21 protein-coding genes are annotated in these 20,201 nt (G+C 54.8%); 10 read left to right on the top strand and 11 right to left on the bottom strand.

Annotation, left to right across the window (positions count from 1 at the left end; translation table 11 throughout):
• The first annotated feature begins 254 nt into the window (after positions 1-254).
• Positions 255-932 (top strand): iron ABC transporter ATP-binding protein FetA, encoded by a 678-nt coding sequence (gene fetA, locus FDW98_RS03060; protein WP_096758013.1) that lies wholly within the window; start codon positions 255-257, stop codon positions 930-932.
• Complete coding sequence (fetB, locus tag FDW98_RS03055) at positions 919-1,698, top strand: iron export ABC transporter permease subunit FetB (protein WP_096758012.1); 780 nt, start codon at positions 919-921, stop codon at positions 1,696-1,698. The genes fetA and fetB overlap by 14 nt, the downstream gene beginning before the upstream one ends.
• A gap of 105 nt (positions 1,699-1,803) precedes the next feature.
• Here the strand turns inward: fetB and FDW98_RS03050 are convergent, their stop codons facing one another.
• From FDW98_RS03050 to tesA, 3 genes are all read right to left on the bottom strand, one after another.
• Complete coding sequence (locus FDW98_RS03050) at positions 1,804-2,658, bottom strand: co-chaperone YbbN (RefSeq protein WP_096758011.1); 855 nt, start codon at positions 2,656-2,658, stop codon at positions 1,804-1,806.
• A gap of 59 nt (positions 2,659-2,717) precedes the next feature.
• Positions 2,718-3,488 (bottom strand): SDR family oxidoreductase, encoded by a 771-nt coding sequence (locus FDW98_RS03045; RefSeq protein ID WP_096758010.1) that lies wholly within the window; start codon positions 3,486-3,488, stop codon positions 2,718-2,720.
• Positions 3,489-3,651: 163 nt separating this feature from the next.
• Entirely contained in the window at positions 3,652-4,266 is a 615-nt protein-coding gene (tesA, locus tag FDW98_RS03040) for a multifunctional acyl-CoA thioesterase I/protease I/lysophospholipase L1 (RefSeq protein ID WP_137398740.1), read from the bottom strand.
• Between tesA and ybbA the strand changes: the two genes are divergently transcribed.
• The 6 genes from ybbA (at position 4,237) to FDW98_RS03010 (ending at position 11,426) form a co-directional block, all read left to right on the top strand.
• The gene (gene ybbA / locus FDW98_RS03035; protein WP_096758009.1) at positions 4,237-4,923 is read left to right on the top strand and encodes a putative ABC transporter ATP-binding protein YbbA; all 687 of its coding nucleotides are present in this window, start codon (positions 4,237-4,239) and stop codon (positions 4,921-4,923) included. The two genes, tesA and ybbA, sit on opposite strands and share 30 nt — an antisense overlap.
• A complete protein-coding gene (gene ybbP / locus FDW98_RS03030; protein ID WP_096758008.1) occupies positions 4,920-7,334 on the top strand; it encodes a putative ABC transporter permease subunit YbbP in 2,415 nt (804 codons plus the stop codon). The genes ybbA and ybbP overlap by 4 nt, the downstream gene beginning before the upstream one ends.
• A 190-nt stretch (positions 7,335-7,524) precedes the next feature.
• Positions 7,525-8,658 carry a porin gene (locus tag FDW98_RS03025; protein WP_096758007.1) on the top strand — a complete coding sequence of 378 codons (1,134 nt, stop codon included), beginning with the start codon at positions 7,525-7,527 and terminating at the stop codon, positions 8,656-8,658.
• A gap of 206 nt (positions 8,659-8,864) precedes the next feature.
• Entirely contained in the window at positions 8,865-9,695 is an 831-nt protein-coding gene (locus FDW98_RS03020; RefSeq protein WP_096758006.1) for a MetQ/NlpA family ABC transporter substrate-binding protein, read from the top strand.
• Positions 9,696-9,757: 62 nt separating this feature from the next.
• Positions 9,758-10,774 carry a virulence-associated ABC transporter ATP-binding protein SfbB gene (sfbB, locus tag FDW98_RS03015; RefSeq protein WP_096758005.1) on the top strand — a complete coding sequence of 339 codons (1,017 nt, stop codon included), beginning with the start codon at positions 9,758-9,760 and terminating at the stop codon, positions 10,772-10,774.
• Positions 10,767-11,426 carry a methionine ABC transporter permease gene (locus FDW98_RS03010; protein WP_005125237.1) on the top strand — a complete coding sequence of 220 codons (660 nt, stop codon included), beginning with the start codon at positions 10,767-10,769 and terminating at the stop codon, positions 11,424-11,426. The genes sfbB and FDW98_RS03010 overlap by 8 nt, the downstream gene beginning before the upstream one ends.
• On the opposite strand, the gene mnmH is transcribed toward FDW98_RS03010, so the two are convergent.
• From mnmH to ppiB, 5 genes are all read right to left on the bottom strand, one after another.
• The gene (mnmH, locus tag FDW98_RS03005; RefSeq protein ID WP_096758004.1) at positions 11,423-12,508 is read right to left on the bottom strand and encodes a tRNA 2-selenouridine(34) synthase MnmH; all 1,086 of its coding nucleotides are present in this window, start codon (positions 12,506-12,508) and stop codon (positions 11,423-11,425) included. The two genes, FDW98_RS03010 and mnmH, sit on opposite strands and share 4 nt — an antisense overlap.
• A 96-nt stretch (positions 12,509-12,604) precedes the next feature.
• Positions 12,605-13,672, bottom strand: coding sequence for a 5-(carboxyamino)imidazole ribonucleotide synthase (gene purK / locus FDW98_RS03000; protein ID WP_096758003.1), 1,068 nt, complete (start codon positions 13,670-13,672; stop codon positions 12,605-12,607).
• Positions 13,669-14,178, bottom strand: a complete 510-nt coding sequence (purE, locus tag FDW98_RS02995; protein WP_096758002.1) for a 5-(carboxyamino)imidazole ribonucleotide mutase — start codon at positions 14,176-14,178, stop codon at positions 13,669-13,671. Before purE ends, purK begins: the two co-directional genes overlap by 4 nt.
• A gap of 228 nt (positions 14,179-14,406) precedes the next feature.
• Entirely contained in the window at positions 14,407-15,129 is a 723-nt protein-coding gene (lpxH, locus tag FDW98_RS02990; protein ID WP_096758001.1) for a UDP-2,3-diacylglucosamine diphosphatase, read from the bottom strand.
• 2 nt (positions 15,130-15,131) lie between these two features.
• The gene (gene ppiB, locus FDW98_RS02985) at positions 15,132-15,626 is read right to left on the bottom strand and encodes a peptidylprolyl isomerase B (RefSeq protein ID WP_096758000.1); all 495 of its coding nucleotides are present in this window, start codon (positions 15,624-15,626) and stop codon (positions 15,132-15,134) included.
• A gap of 172 nt (positions 15,627-15,798) precedes the next feature.
• Between ppiB and cysS the strand changes: the two genes are divergently transcribed.
• Complete coding sequence (gene cysS, locus FDW98_RS02980) at positions 15,799-17,184, top strand: cysteine--tRNA ligase (protein WP_096757999.1); 1,386 nt, start codon at positions 15,799-15,801, stop codon at positions 17,182-17,184.
• 91 nt (positions 17,185-17,275) lie between these two features.
• Here the strand turns inward: cysS and FDW98_RS02975 are convergent, their stop codons facing one another.
• From FDW98_RS02975 to folD, 3 genes are all read right to left on the bottom strand, one after another.
• Positions 17,276-17,800 carry a metal-dependent hydrolase gene (locus FDW98_RS02975; protein ID WP_096757998.1) on the bottom strand — a complete coding sequence of 175 codons (525 nt, stop codon included), beginning with the start codon at positions 17,798-17,800 and terminating at the stop codon, positions 17,276-17,278.
• Positions 17,801-17,924: 124 nt separating this feature from the next.
• On the bottom strand, positions 17,925-18,137 hold the full coding sequence (gene ybcJ / locus FDW98_RS02970) for a ribosome-associated protein YbcJ (protein WP_096757997.1): 213 nt from the start codon (positions 18,135-18,137) through the stop codon (positions 17,925-17,927).
• A 1-nt stretch (position 18,138) separates the two neighbouring features.
• Entirely contained in the window at positions 18,139-19,005 is an 867-nt protein-coding gene (gene folD, locus FDW98_RS02965; RefSeq protein WP_096757996.1) for a bifunctional methylenetetrahydrofolate dehydrogenase/methenyltetrahydrofolate cyclohydrolase FolD, read from the bottom strand.
• A gap of 574 nt (positions 19,006-19,579) precedes the next feature.
• Between folD and fimA the strand changes: the two genes are divergently transcribed.
• Positions 19,580-20,134: a type 1 fimbrial major subunit FimA gene (gene fimA / locus FDW98_RS02960; protein ID WP_096757995.1), complete on the top strand. Its 555-nt coding sequence runs from the start codon at positions 19,580-19,582 to the stop codon at positions 20,132-20,134.
• Positions 20,135-20,201 lie beyond the last annotated feature (67 nt).

Raw genomic sequence — 20,201 nt, 5'->3', positions numbered from 1 at the left:
TAAAACCTCCTGTTACGCTGCCCTTTACTGCCTGATAAGTCAAATTATACCCGATTTATCAAGGTGGCTCCCCAATAATAAATTACAGGGATATACCCGTCATACTTCAAGCTGCATGTGCGTTTGCTGCATTCGTTCACTCCAGTCACATAGTTAGCTATGCTCCTGGAGATTCACTCACTTGCTGCCTTCATGCAACTCGAATTATTTTGGGTATAGACTGTCTGCACGAAAGCGGTAAAAAGGGAACGATAATGGAAGAAAGCAGTATTTTGCTCCAGCTCAACGATGTCGGCTGGCAGGCGGGTAACACGAAGATTCTCAATAATATCTGTTTTAATCTCCACGCCGGGGAATTTAAGCTCATAACAGGCCCATCCGGCTGCGGTAAAAGCACATTGCTGAAGATAGTGGCCTCGTTAATTAGCCCAAGCAACGGTGAGATCCTCTTTGAGGGAAAGGAGATATCCACGCTCAAACCCGAAGCGTATCGACAGCAGGTCTCGTATTGTGCGCAAACCCCCGCATTGTTTGGCGACACCGTTTACGACAATCTCATTTTTCCGTGGCAAATTCGGCATAAACACCCACAAGAAGAGGCGTTTCTCGCCGATCTGGCGCGCTTTGATCTGCCCGAGACGATCCTCAAAAAAGGCATCAATGAACTGTCCGGCGGTGAAAAGCAACGCGTCTCGCTCATTCGTAATTTGCAGTTTTTGCCCAAAATTCTGCTGCTCGATGAAATCACCAGCGCGCTGGATGAAACCAATAAGCGGAATGTAAATGAGCTTATACATCGCTACGTTCGCGAGAAAAATATGGCGGTGTTGTGGGTAACGCACGACAAAGATGAAATTAATCATGCGGATAATGTCATAACCCTTCAACCGCATGCCGGAGAAATGCAGGAAACACGCAATGAACGAGCATAATATTACCAATGAGTCGCTGGCATTAGCGATGATGCTGGTGGTGGTGGCTATTCTGATTAGCCATAAAGAAAAACTGGCGCTGGAAAAAGATATTCTCTGGAGCGTATGTCGGGCGGTTATCCAGCTTATTATCGTCGGCTACGTGCTGAAATATATCTTTGGCGTGAATCACCGTATTCTGACCTTATTGATGGTGCTGTTTATCTGTCTTAACGCCGCCTATAACGCGCAAAAACGCAGTAAATATATCGGCAACGCCTTTATCTCGTCGTTTATTGCAATAACGGCAGGGGCCGGACTGACGCTGGCGGTACTGGTGCTGTCAGGCTCCATTGCGTTCACACCGATGCAGGTGATCCCGATTTCCGGCATGATTGCGGGCAACGCGATGGTGGCGGTCGGGCTGTGTTATAACAATCTGGGCCAGCGATTTAACAGCGAACAGCAGCAAATTCAGGAAAAGTTGAGTCTCGGGGCCACGCCGAAGATTGCCTCCGCGCCGTTAATTCGCGACAGTATTCGTGCGTCGTTGATCCCAACCATTGATTCCGCGAAAACCGTCGGTCTGGTGAGCTTGCCGGGGATGATGTCGGGGTTAATCTTTGCTGGTATCGATCCAGTAAAAGCGATCAAATATCAGATTATGGTGACCTTTATGCTGCTTTCTACCGCCAGCCTGTCGACCATTATCGCCTGCTATTTAACCTATCGGAAGTTCTATAATTCGCGTCACCAATTAGTCGTAACGCATCTGAAGAAAACGTAATGTGAAACCGGATGGCGGCTACCGCCTTATCCGGCCTACGGGATCGGTATTTGTAGAATTTGTAGGCCCGATAAGCGCAAGCGCCATCGGGCAACATCATGCGGATTAGTACAGCAACGCGTACAGCTGACGACGATACTTCGACGCCAGCGCATCGCCGGTGCCCAATGCGGCGAGGATCTCCTGGAAGGTCTTACGCGCCTGGCCGTCAGCGGCAGCAAGATCTTTTCTCAGGTGGCTGAACAGCAGCTCCAGTGCTTCTTCGTTACGTCCGACCTGATGCAGTTGGATCGCCAGTTGGGTGGCCAGTGCGGCATCCTGCGGGTTGTCTGCGACCTGCTGCTGCAACAGTTGGATTTCCGGCGTGTCCGCCGCCTGCTTCAGCAGTTCAATTTGGGCGACCAGACCCTGATAGCGGGTGTCCTGATCCTGTAACGGAATGGTTTTCAGCACCGCTTCGGCATCGTCGGAGCGGTTCAGGGCGATTTGCGTTTCTGCCAGCAGCAGGCCAATTTCGCTGCTCTGATTGGAGATCTGCCAGGCTTCTTTCAGCAGCGGCAGCGCGTCAGCGTGATTGCCTGCTTCAATGAATTCGATGGCCTGGCGTGCTTTCAGCTCTTCTTCGCTTGGCAGGACTTTCTCGAGCAGCGCACGGATCACCTCTTCCGGCTGCGGTCCCTGGAAGCCGTCCACCGGCTGACCGTTCTGGAACAGATACACCGTTGGGATGGCGCGCAGGCCAAACTGCGAGGCGATCATCTGCTCGGCGTCGCAGTCCAGCTTGGCGAGAATAAACTGACCGTTGTACTGCGCGACCAGGCTTTCCAGCACCGGCGTCAATTGCTGACAGTGCTGGCTGCGTTCAGACCAGAAATAGAACAGGACCGGCGTGGTCATCGACAGTTCAAGGGTCTGCTGCAGGTTAGATTCGTTAATATTGACAATATTTTGTACGGACATGGAGTCACTCTCTATTCGTCGATTTGTTTTTACATGGGGGCAGACGCGCTGGCTTCAACTCAGCCCTGTAAAATTTTGTCCATTACGCGACCTGGCAACAGGCGCTTCAACAGCATGACCGCCCAGGTCACCAGGGTAACGGGGTAGCGCAGTTTCGGTTTATCGCTCTCAAAAGCATGGCGCACTTTGGCGACCACGGCCTCAGGCCCTAACGTAAACCGTGCGGCAATACCGGGGTTTTCTACCGGGGAATCGCTCTGTGTCTGGTTAACGTTCTCAGTGAAACGGGTGCGGATAGGGCCGGGTTCAATCAAGCTGACTTTGATGCCGCTGTGGCGTAACTCCATACGCAGTGCATCGGACCAGGCTTCCAGCGCGTATTTGCTGGCGGCATAGGCCCCACGCCCCGGCGTGGAGATCAGGCCCATCACCGATGACGTCATCACAATACGCCCTTCGCCGTGGGGCAACATGGCGGGCAGCAGGCGCATGGTCAACTGATGCGCACCAAAGAAGTTGGCGGAAAACTGCTGTTCCATCTGCTCACGGCTGATGGTCGGCAGCGGGCCATACACGCCGAATCCGGCGTTATTAAAGATCCCATACAAACGATTATCGGTCAGGGCGATCACCTCATCGGCTGCGCGATCCACGCTTTCTGTAGAGTCCAGATCCAGCAAGATGCCGGTGAATCCCATACCGTTCATGCGTGCGACATCGTCGGGTTTGCGGCAGCCTGCCAGAATTTGAAAACCCTGGCGCTTTAGCTCAAGCGCGCTTTCCAGGCCGATTCCACTGGAACATCCTGTTATTAAGACCGATTTTTGCATAACTTTACCTGTCAGGATCTCCGTTGTTTTACGAGTCGTGATTTACTATATCCGTCATACTTCAAGTTGTCTGTGCGTTGGCTACGCTCGCTCACCCCAGTCACATAGTTATCTATGCCCCTGGGAACTCTCTCACTTGCCGCCTTCATACAACTCGAATTATTTAGGATAGAAAAGGTGTGAGTTGTTTCACCATCCAGTCGGCGATAAACGGCTGGGCGTCACGATTAGGGTGGATACCATCATCCTGCATCCATTGGGGTTTCAGATAGACCTCTTCCATAAAAAAGGGCAGCAGAGGAATATCAAACTCGCTGGCGAGCTTTGGATAAATTGCGCTAAAGGTTTCATTATAACGGCGACCGTAGTTGGCTGGCAGACGAATTTGCATCAGCAGCGGTTCGGCCTTTGCCGCTTTGACGTCGTGTAAAATTTTACGCAAGGTTTGTTCAGTTTGCGCAGGTGAAAACCCGCGCAGGCCGTCATTGCCGCCCAGTTCGACCAGCACCCAGCGCGGCTGGTGTTGTTGCAGTAATGCGGGCAGACGCGCCAGGCCCTGCTGTGAGGTGTCGCCACTAATGCTGGCATTCACCACCGATGTTTTGTTTTGCCATTTATCATGCAGCAGCGCTGGCCACGCTGCGCTGGCCGACATTCGGTATCCGGCACTCAGGCTGTCACCCAGAATTAATAACGTGTCCGCCGCGGCGGCGCGGAAAGTTAACAGAACCAGGAACAGGAAGGGCAAATGCCAGCGGAAAACATTGTTGAAGTTCATCATCTTAAGAAATCCGTCGGTCAGGGTGATCAGGAGCTATCCATCCTTACCGGAGTTGAACTGGTTGTCAAACGCGCCGAGACCATTGCGCTGATTGGTGAGTCGGGTTCGGGGAAATCCACGCTGCTGGCGATCCTCGCCGGGCTGGACGATGGCACAAGCGGCGAAGTCAGCCTGGTCGGGCAACCGTTGCACAGTATGGACGAAGAAGCCCGGGCGCAGTTGCGCGCGCAGCATGTCGGCTTTGTCTTTCAGTCCTTCATGCTCATTCCGACCCTCAACGCACTCGAGAACGTCGAACTACCGGCGTTACTGCGCGGGGAAAATAGTGGCAGCAGTCAGGCTGGAGCCAAAGCTTTGCTGGAGCAATTGGGGTTAGGCAAACGCCTTGACCACCTTCCGGCCCAGCTGTCCGGCGGGGAGCAGCAGCGCGTGGCGCTGGCGCGGGCGTTTAATGGACGCCCGGACGTGCTGTTTGCCGATGAGCCGACGGGCAACCTCGACCGGCAAACTGGAGACAAAATTGCCGATCTGCTGTTCTCTCTCAACCGTGAACACGGCACCACCCTGATTCTGGTCACGCATGACCCGCAGCTGGCGGCGCGCTGCGACCGGCGTTTACGTCTGGTTAACGGGCAGCTACAGGAGGAGGCATGATTGCACGCTGGTTCTGGCGCGAATGGCGCTCGCCCTCATTATTAATTGTCTGGCTGGCGCTCAGCCTGGCGGTGGCCTGCGTGCTGGCGCTGGGGAATATCAGCGACCGCATGGAAAAAGGGCTGAGCCAGCAAAGCCGCGAATTTATGGCGGGCGACCGGGCGCTGCAAAGCTCGCGGGACGTGCCGAAAGCCTGGATTGACGAGGCGCGACAGCGCGGCCTGAAGGTGGGCGAACAGCTGACCTTCGCCACCATGACCTTTGCCGCCGATACTCCGCAACTGGCGAACGTCAAAGCGGTGGATGACGTGTACCCCCTGTATGGCGCGCTGCAAACCAACCCGCCAGGGCTGAAACCGCAGCCCGGTTCGGTGCTGCTGGCCCCGCGCCTGATGGCGCTGCTCAATTTGAAAATCGGTGATGCCATTGATGTCGGGGACGCCACGCTGCGTATTGCTGGCGAGGTGGTACAGGAGCCGGATTCCGGGTTTAACCCGTTTCAGATAGCACCGCGTCTGATGATGAATCTTGCCGATGTCGAAAAAACGGGGGCCGTCCAGCCTGGAAGCCGTGTGACCTGGCGTTATAAATTTGGCGGCACGCCGCAGCAGTTGGAAGATTATGAAAAGTGGCTGTTGCCGCAGTTAAAACCGGAGCAGCGTTGGTACGGGCTGGAGCAGGATGAAGGCGCGTTGGGGAAATCTCTCGAACGCTCGCAACAGTTCCTGCTGCTGTCGGCACTGTTAACGTTGCTGCTGGCGGTTGCCGCCGTTGCCATGGCGATGAATCATTACTGCCGCAGCCGCTACGATCTGGTGGCGATACTAAAAACGCTCGGCGCGGGCAGGGCGCAGCTACGCAAGCTGATTGTCGGCCAGTGGTTGATGGTGTTGGCGCTGTCCGGCATCACCGGCGGGGCGTGCGGTCTGCTGTTTGAACGCGTGCTGGTGCTGCTGCTCAGGCCGGTTTTACCGGGTGAATTGCCGCCTGCCAGCCTGTGGCCGTGGCTGTGGGCGTTCGGCACCATGACCGTCATTTCACTGCTGGTCGGGCTGCGTCCCTATCGTCTGCTGCTGGCCACGCAGCCCCTGCGGGTGCTGCGCCGCGACGTGGTGGCCAACGTCTGGCCGCTGAAGATCTATTTGCCCGTGGCGACGATCGTGGTGGTTGCGCTGCTGGCCGGGCTGATGGGCGGAAGCATGCTGCTGTGGGCGGTGCTGGCCGGTGCGGTGGTGCTGGCGCTGCTGTGCGGCGTGCTGGGCTGGATGCTGCTCAACCTGCTGCGCGGCCTGACGCTCACCTCGCTGCCGCTGCGTCTGGCGGTCAGTCGCTTACTGCGCCAGCCGTGGTCAACGCTGAGTCAGCTGTCGGCCTTTTCGCTCTCTTTTATGCTACTGGCGCTGTTGCTGGTGTTACGGGGCGATCTGCTCGACCGCTGGCAGCAGCAAATGCCGCCGGAAAGCCCGAACTACTTCCTCATCAATATTGCCACTGAACAAGTGGGGCCGCTGAAGGCGTTCCTGTCCGAGCATCAGGTGAGCCCTGAGTCGTTTTACCCGATTGTGCGGGCACGTCTGACCGCCATCAATGACAAGGCAACCGAAGGCAATCAGGATGAGTCGCTAAACCGCGAACTGAACCTGACCTGGCAGGATACCCGTCCGGATCATAACCCGTTAACCGCCGGAAGTTGGCCGCCAAAAGCAGGTGAAGTGTCGATGGAAGAAGGGCTGGCGAAGCGACTGAACGTCAAACTTGGCGATCGCGTGACCTTTATGGGTGACACCCAGGATTTCAGCGCTACGGTCAGTAGCCTGCGTAAGGTGGACTGGGAAAGCCTGCGGCCTAACTTCTTCTTTATCTTCCCGCAGGGCGCGTTGGACGGGCAGCCGCAAAGTTGGCTGACCAGCTTCCGTTGGGAAAATGGCAACGGCATGCTGACGCAGCTTAACCGCGAGTTTCCGACCATCAGCCTGCTGGATATCGGCGCGATCCTCAAACAGGTTGGCCAGGTGCTTGAACAGGTCAGCCGGGCGCTGGAGGTGATGGTGGTGCTGGTTACCGCTTGTGGCATGCTGCTGCTGCTGGCACAGGTGCAGGTCGGCATGCGTCAGCGGCATCAGGAACTGGTGGTCTGGCGGACGCTGGGGGCGGGCAAAAAATTGCTGCGCACCACGCTTTGGTGCGAGTTCGCCATGCTGGGGATGGTCTCCGGGCTGGTTGCGGCCATTGGCGCAGAAACCGCGCTGGCGGTTCTGCAAATCCGCGTGTTTGATTTCCCGTGGGAGCCTGACTGGCGGCTGTGGGTCATCTTACCGGTTTGCGGGGCGTTGCTGCTCTCATTATGCGGTGGGTGGCTCGGCGCACGTCTGCTAAAAGGCAAGGCCCTGTTTCGTCAGTTTAACAATTAATTCATTTTAGTGATGATTACGCACCGGTTTTTACACCGGTGCGTATTTTTCGTTTATCCCGCACAAATTGATAACTCCTTGATATTTAACCGCACGGAACAATAAAAACCCGCCAACACGCGAGTATTAATAAACGTTAATATTTGCGTGCTGAATAATTGGCAGGCTATCTATCAAGGTAAAACAATCCATGACTATAAAAAAAACAGCGCTGGCGGTATCGATCGGCGCAGCAGTGGCATTAACGACGTTCGCCTCCCAGGCGGAAATCACCGTCCTGAAACAAGATCCGCAGGCGGGTAATCCGCTGAGCCGTCTTAACTTCACAGTCGGTGGCAGTATCCGTCCCCAGTTCCAGAACATGGCGGGCGACGATGGCAAGAATGGCTACAAGCGTAACGGTTTCGATGGCGGTACCCGTTTCCGCTTCGCCGCAGACTACTATCTCTTTGATGACATCAGTTGGGTGAGCTACTACGAGCTGGGTGTTAACTTCCCGGCGATGTTCGACTGGGATAATCACCATGCCGACGGTGCCAACGACACCACGCGTCGTATGCTGTACACCGGGCTGAAGAGTGCGACCTGGGGTACGCTGACCTTTGGTCAACAGAACAGCATTTACTATGATGTGGTCGGTGCGAAAACAGATATCTGGGACTACGACATGATCGGTCAGGCACCAGGTAACGGGATTAATGGCGACTACGATGGTTCATATCGTACGCGTAAATCACTGAAGTATAAGAAAACCGTGGGCGATGTAGATCTCTATGCCTCTTATCTTTTCAGCGATGACTACAACCCGAACAACGGTCTGCGCTACAAACGTAAAGGCGGCGGCTCGCTGGGTGCCGATTACCACATTACCGACGACTTAACCTGGGGTACGGCGTGGAACTACACCCGTGCGGAAATGCGCGGCAACGGCAGCAAAACGTACGATCAGAACATCGTGGGTACTGCGCTGAGCTGGAAACCGGACAACTGGACCTTCTCGCTGGGTGGCGGCTGGTATCAAAACTTCATGACCACCAAGAAAGTGTCGGTTAACGACTATTTTGCCGGTGATGCCTGGGGTCTGGAATACTTCGCGGGTTATACCTTCCCGGTGGGTCAGTATGCGCTGAAATCCGTTCAGCCTTACTTTATGGGCGATCGTATTGAATACGTGAATGGCCGTAACTACCTGCGCACCGACAACGGTGTGGGGATCAGCTTCCAGCTGGACTACGGCTTCCGTGTAGATTACGAACACGTCTTTACCTCCAGTACCGACAACCTGGGCGACATGAACCTGGTGCGTCTGCGTTACGATTTCTAAGTTGTATTGGTCCTGCCGGTGAAATCTGGCAGGACTCCTCTCCCGTTTCTCTTCAATTACACACTCTGCAACATCATGAAATAATTTCAAGGACAGCAGGTTGTGATCTGTGTCATGTTAACAATCAGCCTGTTAGGCAGGTCAACAACAACAACGCCGCATGAACGGCGTGAGACACCACATCACAACGTTAAAATGGAGAGATTATGGGATTGCGCCACAATTTACGCATCGCGACCGGAGCATTATTACTGGCCTGCGGCTTACAGTTTGCTCACGCCAATAGCGATCCACAGACTATCGTTTTCGGCGTCGCGCCGGGTCCGTATGGTGACATGGTAAAACAGGCTATTGCCCCGACGCTGAAAGAAAAGGGCTACAAGGTGGTGGTGCGCGAATTCAGCGACTACGTCCAGCCCAATATGGCGCTTTCCAACGGTAGCATTGACGCTAACCTGTTCCAGCACTCGCTGTACTTTGACAAATTCACTGCCGACAAAGGCCTGAAGCTGAGCAAGCTGATTGTGGTCCCGACGGCCGGTATGGGGTTCTACTCACATAAAATCAAAAGCCTGGATGAGCTGAAAAAAGGGGACGTGATTACGCTTTCCAACGATCCCACCAACCTGGCTCGCGGGCTGCGCTTCCTGCAATCCATCGATTTGATCACCATTAAAGATAATATCGATCCCACTAAAGCTTCCGAGCGTGATATCGCCAGCAACCCGAAAGGGCTGATTTTCAAACCGCTGGAAGCCGCCCAGTTGCCGCGCACGCTCGACGGCGTGACCGGCGCGCTGGTCAACGGTAACTTCGCCGTTGCCGCAAAACTGGATCTCGCCAGTGCGTTGAAGCAAGAGCATCTGGATGAAAACCTGAAAAATATCATCGCGGTACGCAGTGAAGATGCGGATAAACCGTTCGCCAAAGACATTGTTGAGGCGGTGAAATCACCGGCTTATCGCGCGGTGATTGACGACCCGAAAAATATTTACAGCGCCTTCCAGAAACCGGAATGGATGTCGGCAGCCCAGTAATCGCTGCGCCAATGGGTTAACAGGGCAGCGATGACTGCCCTTTTCGCATTTCTGAGGTGGCAATGATTGAGATAGAGAAGGTTTGCGTGGACTTCACCGCAGGCCGTGGGCCGTCAACCCGCGCGGTTGATGACGTCAGCCTGCGGATCGGCGCAGGCGAGATATTCGGTATTGTTGGGACCAGCGGCGCGGGAAAAAGTACCCTGCTGCGTACCCTGAACGCCTTAACGCGCCCGAGCGAGGGAAGCGTAAAAGTGAATGGCGTGGAAATCTCCGCGCTTGAGGGACGTCATTTACGCAAGGCGCGTCAGCGTATCGGCATGATCTTCCAGCACTTTAACCTGATGCATACCCGCACCGTGGCGCAAAATGTGGCCTTCAGCCTGAAGGCTGCAGGCTGGGAGGGCAGTAAAATTGCCCCACGCGTGACGGAGATCCTGGCCCTGGTGGGACTGTCTGATAAGGCCAACCGTTATCCGGTGCAGCTCAGCGGCGGGCAAAAGCAGCGTGTGGGTATTGCCCGTGCGATTGCCAACCACCCGGATGTGCTGCTCTGCGATGAACCGACTTCGGCGCTGGATCTGGAAACCTCCGCCACCATTCTGGCACTGCTCAAGCAGATCAACGCCCAACTGGGGATCACGATCGTGCTGATCACCCACGAGATGAACGTGATCAAATCTATCTGCGATCGCGTGGCGGTGATGTCCGGCGGCAAGGTGGTGGAATCCGGCGAGGTGTTTGATGTTTTTGCCCATCCGCAGCACGCGTTTACTCAACAGCTGGTATCGCACACGCTCAACCTGACGCTACCGGATCGCCTGCGGCAACATTTGCCGGGGCAGCTGTTAAAAATTCTGTTTATTGGCGATTCGGCAGAACAGCCGGTGCTGTCCGAGGTGGCGGTTAAATTTGGCGTGGCGGTGAATATTCTGCACGGCAAAATTGAATATATTGGCGAGCGGGCGCTGGGGATTTTGGTGGTGCAACTGACTGCGCCGCATAATCCTGCGGCGGTCGATGTCGCCGTGGAGCACATTCGTCAACGTACCGCACAGGTGGAGGTGATTCGTGGATGATTTATTGCCGGATTTGACGCTGGCGTTCAATGAAACCTTCCAGATGCTGAGCATCTCAACGGTGCTGGCAATTGTTGGCGGCCTGCCGCTGGGTTTTTTAATCTTCGTAACCGACCGTCATTTATTCTGGCAGAACCGTTTTGTGTATCTGCTCAGTTCCGTACTGGTGAATATTATCCGTTCGGTACCGTTTGTGATCCTGCTGGTGCTGCTGCTGCCGTTAACTCAGTTTCTGCTCGGCAATACCATCGGGCCGATTGCGGCGTCGGTACCGCTGTCGGTAGCGGCGATTGCATTTTATGCCCGACTGGTGGACAGCGCCCTGCGCGAGGTCGATAAAGGCATTATTGAAGCGGCGGAGGCCTTTGGCGCCAGCCCGATGCGCATCATTTGTACGGTGCTGTTACCGGAAGCCAGTGCCGGCCTGCTGCGTGGGTTGACGATAACGCTGGTCAGCCTGATCGGCTATTCCGCGATGGCCGGGATTGTTGGTGGCGGCGGCGTTGGTGACCTGGCGATTCGCTTCGGTTATTACCGCTACGAAACCCAGGTCATGATCGTCACCGTGGTGGCGCTGATTATTCTGGTACAGGTTGTTCAGGTGCTGGGCGACTGGCTGGCGAAACGCGCGGATAAGCGCGACCGGCATTAATGCGTCTGAACCCAGTCATTCACCTCCTGCCATGTGCCGCGAAAGACGATTTTCGCGGCTTTCTTCTCTAACTGGTAACGATACATCGGATCGTAATATTCGTTGAGTAACGGCACCAGCCAGCCCATGTGACCGTCGGTGCTGCCGCTGGCCTGTTGCTCGTTCAACGCGATGTCGAGCAGCTCGGTCAGTTCCGCAAAACGTTGTAACCCTAAACGACGGCGGATGGCGAACAGACCGTGGTGCAGGTATTCGCTGTATTCCTGCCAGCCCTGGGTTTCCCCGTATGCCTGGGTGAAATCGTGGTGCATGCGCACGAAATACTCTTCACGCAGCCGCTCAAGGCGCAGTTCAAAGGGATCGTCAACCACCGCAATAGAGGCCTGAGTCATGCGCTCGCGCAAGCACTCGGGCAAATGATTGGCGCCAATCATGCGACCTTCATCTTCCAGCACCCAGCGATGCAGGTCCTGACGGCTGTCGGTTTTCAGCATCTCGACCGCCAGCAGGTTTTCAAAACTGGCCTGGCTCAGTTGGGGCTCAACCGTGCGACCAAAAGAAGAGCCGCGATGGTGCGCCAGACCTTCGAGATCCACGCCGTTTGGCTGCAATTGCACCAACTGCGTTTTACCGCTGCCGGTACAGCCGCCAATTAAGACTATTGGTTTTTGCACCAACTCTTCGGTTATTTGTATCGCGGCCTGACGCAGGGCTTTATAACCGCCGCTGACCAGCGGGTAGTCAATGCCGGATTCACGCAGCCATTGCTGCACAATGTGTGACCGTTGACCGCCGCGGGCGCAGCATAAAATTCCCTCAGGGTGTTGGCGACAGGCCGCTTGCCAGGCATTCATTCGCTGCTGGCGGATGTCACCGCTCACAAGCTGATGTCCCAGTGCCAGCGCAGCGTCCGGTCCCTGACGTTTGTAACAGGTCCCGACCGCGGCACGTTCGTCATCGTTCATCAGGGGAAGGTTGATTGCACCCGGCATCGCACCTTGTTGAAACTCAACGGGGGCGCGTACATCGATTAAGGGCGTACCGGCGAGCAGAATCGCGCGGTAGTCCGTTCCATCGTTCATGTTCAATCCTGAAAATACAAAACAGCAATGGAGGGGATTTTACGCGCCAGAGGAGGGGCCGGGGAAGGACAAATTCCATTCCCCGGCATTAATGGCTTATTTCAGTTTGGACTGTGCCCAGATAATGCCGCTGGCATATTCCGGCGGCAGCAGGGGAATCAGCGCTTCCAGCGTGGCGCTCAGGCGAGCGGTATCGCTGTCGGTCAGGTTCAGGTGACCGACCTTACGACCTGCGCGCACCTCTTTGTCATACCAGTGCAGATGCACCAGCGGCAGTTTCAGCCAGTCATAATTCAGGTCGCTGCCAATTAAATTCACCATCACTGACGGACTGTTTACCACCGGCACAGGTAACGGCAGGTCGGTAATGGCGCGCAGGTGCAGTTCAAATTGGCTGATGCTGGCGCCGTTCTGGGTCCAGTGTCCGCTGTTGTGTACGCGTGGGGCCAGTTCGTTGATCAGCAAGCCTTCCGGGGTGATAAAACACTCCATCGCCATTACGCCAACATAGCCCAGCTCGTGCATGATGGCAGACAGCATCGCCTCGGCCTGATCCTGCTGTTTGGCATTGGCCTGCGGGAACGCGACGCTGGTGCGCAGAATGCCGTCCTGATGCAGGTTATGAGTCAGTGGATAGAAAACGGTGCTGCCGTCGTGGGCGCGGGCGCCAACCAGCGATACTTCGCCGGAGAAGTTAATACCCTGCTCGACGATACACTCGCCGTAGCAGTCGTCCGGCAGTTGTTCTGTTTCGTGGGCGCGTAAACGCCACTGCCCGCGACCGTCGTAGCCGCCGACGCGGCGTTTGACGATCGCCAGCTCTCCCAGCGTTTCAAATACCGCAGACCATTCGCTTTTGTCTGCCAACAGCTGCCACGGCGCGGTAGCCAGCTTCAGTTTGTCAAACAGCTGCTTTTGCGTCAGACGGTCGGCAATAATCGGGAAAATATCACGGTTGACGAACGCCGGATGGCGCGCCAGTTCGCGGGTTAGTGCAGTTTCCGGCCAGCGTTCAATCTCGGCGGTAATCACGCTTTGCTGAAAGGGAACGGCAGCGGGTTCGGCATCCAGCCCGACGGGCCAGACCGCAATCCCCAACGGCTCACCGGCCTGGCGCAACATGCGTCCTAGCTGACCGTTGCCGAGTACGCAAACCTGCTTCATGCCGCACCTCGCGGGTCCGGGTTCTCCAGTACTTCGTCGGTCTGTGCTTTACGCCAGTCATGCAGACGCTGATGCAGTTCTTTATCGTGTGTCGCCAGAATTTGTGCCGCCAGCAGGGCCGCATTCGCCGCGCCCGCTTTACCAATCGCCAGCGTGCCCACCGGAATACCGCGCGGCATCTGCACGATGGAGTACAGGCTGTCTACGCCGCTCAGCGCTGCGCTTTGCACCGGAACACCTAATACCGGTACCAGCGTTTTGGCGGCAATCATACCGGGCAGATGTGCTGCACCGCCTGCGCCTGCAATAATCACCTGATAGCCGTTCTCTTCAGCACTTTCGGCGAAGCTAAACAGTCTGTCGGGGGTGCGGTGGGCAGAGACCACTTCAACGTGGTGCGGGACATTCAGGATTTCGAAGATTTCGGCGGCGAACTGCATGGTAGCCCAGTCGCTTTTGGACCCCATCACGATGGCGACACGCGCCGGATTATTGCGGGAAGACATGCGTCTGAAAACTCCTGTGGGTGTGCTTCACACTGCGTTAGAGGCCACAGAGAATAGCATGTTTTAAAAACAAGGAAAACGATTGCGCACTTTACACTTCACTCTTCAAGCTGCCTCTTTGTTGGCTGCATCTGTTCACCCCAGTCACTTACTTATGTAAGCTCCAGGGGACTCACAGATTTGCCGCCTCGATGCATCTCGAATAGTTTTGTGTAAATATCTGCAGAATTAAAATGGAAACGCAATTAGCTCAACGTCGTCGGGCGTGACCTTAACCATCGAACCTTCGCTGTGCCACGCACCTAATACTACGCGGAACGCAGGTTGTCTATTGGCTGTCAGTTCATGCACCGCCGGGCGATGGGTATGCCCGTGAATTAACCACTGGACCTGGTGTTTTTCCATCTCGGTAGCCACGGCCTGCGGATTCACATCCATAATTTCCAGCGATTTGCTGCTGTTGGCGGCTTTGCTGTTGGCGCGCATCTTTGCGGCAATGCGTTGGCGAACAAACAACGGCAGAGCAAGAAACAGTGTTTGTAGCCAGGGCTGATGCACTTTGGCGCGAAATGCCTGATAACCGGCATCATCGGTACACAGCGTGTCGCCATGCATGATCAGCACCTTGCGGCCATACAGGTCGAGCACTTTTTCCTCGGGTAACAAGGTCATGCCGCTCTCGCGGGCAAAACGCTTGCCGAGCAGAAAATCACGGTTGCCGTGAATGAAGAAGCAGGGGACGCCGGAATCAGCCAGCGATTTTATTGCGACGGCGATTTCATGGTGCAGCGGAGTGGGGTCATCGTCGCCAATCCAGGCTTCGAACAGATCGCCAAGAATATACAGCGCATCGGCTGTTCGGGCATCACCGGCTAAAAAACGCAGAAAACCGGCGGTAATCGCCGGTTCTTCCGTGCAGAGGTGAAGATCTGCAATAAACAGTGTCGCCACGATTACTCGCTGACGGTCACGTTTTCGATAATAACGTCTTCTTTCGGTACGTCCTGGTGCATGCCGCTGCGACCGGTAGAAACGTTTTTGATTTTATCAACCACGTCCATACCTTCAACCACTTCAGCAAATACACAGTAACCCCAGCCCTGCATGTTTTCGCCGGAGAAGTTCAGGAAGTCGTTGTCGGCAACGTTGATGAAGAACTGCGCCGTTGCGGAGTGCGGAGCCTGAGTACGGGCCATCGCCAGCGTACCGCGGGTGTTTTTCAGACCGTTGTTGGCTTCGTTTTTGATAGCCTCTTTGGTTTCTTTTTGTTTCATGCCAGGCTCAAAACCGCCGCCCTGAATCATGAAACCATTAATCACACGGTGGAAAATGGTGTTGTTATAGAAACCTTCGCGGCAGTAGTCCAGGAAGTTTTTAACTGTTTCAGGCGCTTTATCATCAAATGTTTTGATTACGATATCGCCGTGATTAGTGTGGAAAGTAACCATTTTTGCATCCTGTTCCGATAGAGTGGTGCTTCGACCCTGGTCAGGGTCAGAGTTAGGGGTGTGTTATAGCATAACCGTAAGATTCGATCACCTTGCAAAGTGTGCTGCTTCGGGGCCAATTTATAGGTATTATAGGGCTTTGTTATCCACACACGTCTACACGGAATCTTCGATGTTAAAAATCTTTAATACACTGACGCGCCAAAAAGAGGAATTCAAACCTATTCATGCCGGAGAAGTCGGCATGTACGTGTGTGGTATCACCGTTTACGATCTCTGTCATATTGGTCACGGACGTACCTTCGTCTCTTTTGACGTGGTTGCGCGCTATCTGCGCTTCCTCGGCTATAAGCTGAAGTACGTGCGTAACATTACCGATATCGACGATAAAATCATTAAGCGCGCTAATGAAAATGGTGAAAGCTTTGTGGCGTTGGTCGACAGGATGATCGCGGAAATGCACAACGACTTCGACGCGCTGAATATCCTGCGCCCGGATCTCGAACCGCGTGCGACGCATCATATTGCGGAAATTATTGAAATCACCGAACAGCTGATCGCCAAAGGTCACGCTTACGTGGCTGATAACGGCGACGTGATGTTTGACGTGCCGACCGATCCGCACTACGGTCAGCTGTCGCGCCAGGATCTGGATCAGCTGCAGGCGGGTGCCCGCGTGGATGTGGTGGATGTGAAACGTAACCCGATGGACTTCGTGCTGTGGAAGATGTCCAAAGAGGGCGAGCCGAGCTGGCCGTCCCCGTGGGGAGCAGGCCGTCCGGGCTGGCACATCGAATGTTCTGCGATGAACTGCAAACAGCTGGGCAACCATTTCGATATTCACGGCGGCGGTTCTGACCTGATGTTCCCGCATCATGAAAACGAAATTGCCCAGTCCACCTGTGCGCACGACGGCGAATATGTCAACTACTGGATGCACTCCGGGATGGTGATGGTTGATCGTGAGAAAATGTCCAAATCACTGGGCAACTTCTTTACCGTGCGCGACGTGCTGAAATACTACGACGCCGAAACCATTCGCTACTTCCTGATGTCCGGCCACTATCGTAGCCAGCTGAACTACAGCGAAGAGAACCTGAAGCAGGCACGTTCTGCACTGGAGCGTCTGTACACCGCGCTGCGCGGTACTGACAAATCCGTGGCGCCAGCCGGTGGTGATGCCTTTGAAGCGCGTTTCATTGAAGCAATGAACGATGATTTCAATACGCCGGAAGCCTACTCGGTACTGTTTGATATGGCGCGTGAGGTCAACCGTCTGAAGGGTGAAGATAGGGCGGCGGCTAACGCCATGGCCGCGCATCTGCGCAAGCTGTCCGGCGTGCTGGGCCTGCTGGAGCAGGATCCGGAAGCGTTCCTGCAAAGCGGTGCGCAGGCGGATGACGGTGAGGTCGCTGAGATTGAAGCGCTTATCCAACAGCGTTTAGATGCCCGTAAAGCGAAAGACTGGGCGGCAGCCGACGCGGCACGTGACCGTCTGAACGAGATGGGTATTGTGCTGGAAGATGGTCCACAAGGCACCACCTGGCGTCGTAAGTAATTCTCTCAATTGCCTGATGGCGGCTAACGCCTTATCCGGCCTACGATGGAATGATCGGTAGGCCTGATAAGCGTAGCGCCATCAGGCACTATTAGTGACGTCTGTACCACCACAGCACACCCATCATGACGGCTCCCGGCAGCCACACCCACATTAATTCCGAGATAATCACCTGATGCCCATACGGCGTGGCGTAGCGTGACAGCGCGAACGGCGCAACCTTAATCACCTGCCACGGCGCAAAGAAGCGCTCATCTGACCATGGCCACAGCCAGCCAACGCCTTTTCCTCCGGTGGTCACCGAATCCAGCAGGCTGTGTGACAGCAACGACACCGTCAAAAATAACCAGCAGCGAACCAGCCCGGCTTTAAACCATCGTCGACCTATCATGATGCACAGTAACGGCACCGCGAAGGCGAACAGTAGCGAGTGGGTAAATCCGCGGTGACCGAACACGTTGCCGTAGGCAATACCGAACTTAAACGACAGGACGTCGGCGTCAGGCAGCATTGCCAGTACAACCCCGGCAAACAACAAGCGTGGGGGAATGACTTTGAGCCCCAGACCCAATCCTAAACAAAGAGGTACAGCTGCGTGGGTAACGATGGTTGGCATGATAGTCGCTTCGTATAAGAAAACGATAGGCTAACAGCCTGGTGTGAAGTGAAGGTGAAGTTAATTATCTGAAAATCAGGGGGAACGGACCGGATGTGGTGTGAACCGCCATCCGGCCCTGGGATCATGCCACGACGTTAATGCTTTGACCTTCAAAGCTCACGGTCTGTCCGGCAACGATTTTGCAGCGTTTACGTGTTTCTACTACTCCATCGACCTTCACTAACCCTTCGCCAATGGCAATTTTTGCCTGGGCGCCGCTTTCGCTCCAGCCTTCCAGCTTTAGCAGATCGCAGAGTTCAACGTGTGGGTGTTTACCCAGTGAAAATGTGGCCATCTTAAACGTCCTTTACATCATGGTATTCAACGCACGCCTGAAGCGTGTTTTCGATAAGTGTGGCGACCGTCATCGGGCCAACGCCACCCGGCACCGGTGTAATATACCCGGCGCGCGCAGCGGCATCTTCAAAGACCACATCGCCAACAACCTTGCCATTCTCCAGACGGTTGATGCCGACATCAATCACAATCGCACCTTCTTTGATCCATTCACCGGGAATAAAACCCGGTTTGCCGACGGCGACAATCAGCAGGTCAGCATGCTCTACGTGGCGACGCAGATCTTTGGTAAAGCGGTGGGTTACCGTGGTGGTACAGCCCGCCAGCAGCAACTCCATGCTCATAGGACGACCGACAATGTTTGAGGCGCCAATCACCACGGCATTCAGGCCGTAGGTATCGATGTTGTAACGCTCAAGCAGGGTCACGATGCCGCGAGGCGTACACGGACGCAGGCGCGGTGCACGCTGGCACAGGCGACCGACGTTATACGGGTGGAAGCCGTCGACGTCTTTATCCGGTGCAATGCGTTCCAGCACCTTAACGTTGTCGATCCCCGCCGGTAACGGCAGCTGGACCAGAATACCGTCGATGGCGGCATCCGCATTGAGCGTATCAATGAGCTCAAGAAGTTCCGCCTCGCTGGTGGTTTCAGGCAGGTCATAGGAGCGGGAGACGAACCCCACTTCGTCGCAGGCTTTGCGTTTACTTGCTACGTAAATTTGCGAAGCCGGGTTGCTACCTACCAGCACAACAGCCAGGCCTGGGGCGCGTAATCCAGCCGCTAAACGCGCCTGAACTTTTTGAGCCACCTCAGAGCGTACCTGCTGCGCAATCGTTTTACCGTCAATAATCTTTGCTGCCATCAGAGAGAGGATTCCGTCTGTTACGTTAAATCGAAGGGGATGTCACTATTTTGTCAGAAGCGCGGCGTGCTGTCAGTTTTCGTTTGCATTTTTAGGTGAGATTAGGAACGTCTCGCTGTGCGAACGGGTGAGGTGTCAATATCGTAAAGACAGGAATAATTACTGAGCACGCTAATTAATTTTAACGTTAGTGAAACAACTCATCACCCTTCTGTTTTCATGGGTAATGCGTCATAAACCAGTCTGTTACGTACCATTGTGGTGGTGTTTAAGTAATATTTACCCAGACATTTCTTAGATCCCAATAAGAATTAGCCAGGGCCATTACAAGGATTTGCAGGTATTTTTCATTAATTGAAATGTTTAATTTATCCCTGTGACGAATTGTCATATTCGTAAAGATTAATTAGTGAATCTCGCGCTCAGGAGAGTTGGGGTCAAGCATCATTAATTCTCTTTCGATATATATCTTTACAGGATGCAGAGATAATTTGCCTGACATTTTATGTCGATAATGATTCAAACGGAGCCGGCAGGATACCGGAACCGGATGTGTGTAATTCAAGGGAAATCCATGAAACGTAAATTAATAAATACTTCTGTTATTGCCAGCCTGATGTTAGTTGCAGGGGCCGCCGTCGCAGCCGATCCGGTCAGCGTGAGCGGCGGTACCGTTCATTTTGAAGGTGAACTGGTCAATGCAGCCTGTGCGGTAAGCACACAGTCAGCCGATCAGGTGGTGACATTAGGGCAATATCGTACCGCCAGCTTTGCAGCCATCGGCGATACCACGGCACAGATTCCGTTCTCCATCGTGCTGAACGACTGCGATCCTGCGGTTGCCGCGACGGCAGCTGTGGCGTTTTCGGGTCAGGCGGATGCCTCCAACTCAGCTCTGCTGGCGGTATCTTCAGGGGATAACACCACCACGGCTGGCGGTGTAGGCATCGAAATTCTGGACAACGCGTCTACCGCGCTGAAGCCAGATGGTGCCACCTTCTCTACTGCCCAGGCGCTGGTAGAAGGCACCAACACCCTGCGTTTCTCCGCACGTTATAAAGCGACCGCTGCAAGCGCCACGCCAGGCCAGGCAAACGCCGACGCCACCTTCATCATGAAGTACGAATAAGCCGTTCTGATTGGCGCAAGGAAGACGACAGCCTCAATGGATGAGGCAATATCCGGGGATGACGAAG

The sequence above is a fragment of the Citrobacter sp. wls711 genome (genome assembly GCF_005281055.1).
In the GTDB taxonomy this organism is placed as follows: domain Bacteria; phylum Pseudomonadota; class Gammaproteobacteria; order Enterobacterales; family Enterobacteriaceae; genus Citrobacter; species Citrobacter gillenii.
This window is presented reverse-complemented; position numbering and strand designations above follow the sequence as displayed.

Coding starts and splice junctions, on each gene's coding strand:
- fetA (WP_096758013.1), top strand. CDS start 255: ATGGAAGAAAGCAGTATTTTGCTCCAGCTCAACGATGTCGGCTGGCAG.
- fetB (WP_096758012.1), top strand. CDS start 919: ATGAACGAGCATAATATTACCAATGAGTCGCTGGCATTAGCGATGATG.
- FDW98_RS03050 (WP_096758011.1), bottom strand. CDS start 2,658: ATGTCCGTACAAAATATTGTCAATATTAACGAATCTAACCTGCAGCAG.
- FDW98_RS03045 (WP_096758010.1), bottom strand. CDS start 3,488: ATGCAAAAATCGGTCTTAATAACAGGATGTTCCAGTGGAATCGGCCTG.
- ybbA (WP_096758009.1), top strand. CDS start 4,237: ATGCCAGCGGAAAACATTGTTGAAGTTCATCATCTTAAGAAATCCGTC.
- tesA (WP_137398740.1), bottom strand. CDS start 4,266: ATGAACTTCAACAATGTTTTCCGCTGGCATTTGCCCTTCCTGTTCCTG.
- ybbP (WP_096758008.1), top strand. CDS start 4,920: ATGATTGCACGCTGGTTCTGGCGCGAATGGCGCTCGCCCTCATTATTA.
- FDW98_RS03025 (WP_096758007.1), top strand. CDS start 7,525: ATGACTATAAAAAAAACAGCGCTGGCGGTATCGATCGGCGCAGCAGTG.
- FDW98_RS03020 (WP_096758006.1), top strand. CDS start 8,865: ATGGGATTGCGCCACAATTTACGCATCGCGACCGGAGCATTATTACTG.
- sfbB (WP_096758005.1), top strand. CDS start 9,758: ATGATTGAGATAGAGAAGGTTTGCGTGGACTTCACCGCAGGCCGTGGG.
- mnmH (WP_096758004.1), bottom strand. CDS start 12,508: ATGAACGATGGAACGGACTACCGCGCGATTCTGCTCGCCGGTACGCCC.
- purK (WP_096758003.1), bottom strand. CDS start 13,672: ATGAAGCAGGTTTGCGTACTCGGCAACGGTCAGCTAGGACGCATGTTG.
- purE (WP_096758002.1), bottom strand. CDS start 14,178: ATGTCTTCCCGCAATAATCCGGCGCGTGTCGCCATCGTGATGGGGTCC.
- ppiB (WP_096758000.1), bottom strand. CDS start 15,626: ATGGTTACTTTCCACACTAATCACGGCGATATCGTAATCAAAACATTT.
- cysS (WP_096757999.1), top strand. CDS start 15,799: ATGTTAAAAATCTTTAATACACTGACGCGCCAAAAAGAGGAATTCAAA.
- FDW98_RS02975 (WP_096757998.1), bottom strand. CDS start 17,800: ATGCCAACCATCGTTACCCACGCAGCTGTACCTCTTTGTTTAGGATTG.
- ybcJ (WP_096757997.1), bottom strand. CDS start 18,137: ATGGCCACATTTTCACTGGGTAAACACCCACACGTTGAACTCTGCGAT.
- folD (WP_096757996.1), bottom strand. CDS start 19,005: ATGGCAGCAAAGATTATTGACGGTAAAACGATTGCGCAGCAGGTACGC.
- fimA (WP_096757995.1), top strand. CDS start 19,580: ATGAAACGTAAATTAATAAATACTTCTGTTATTGCCAGCCTGATGTTA.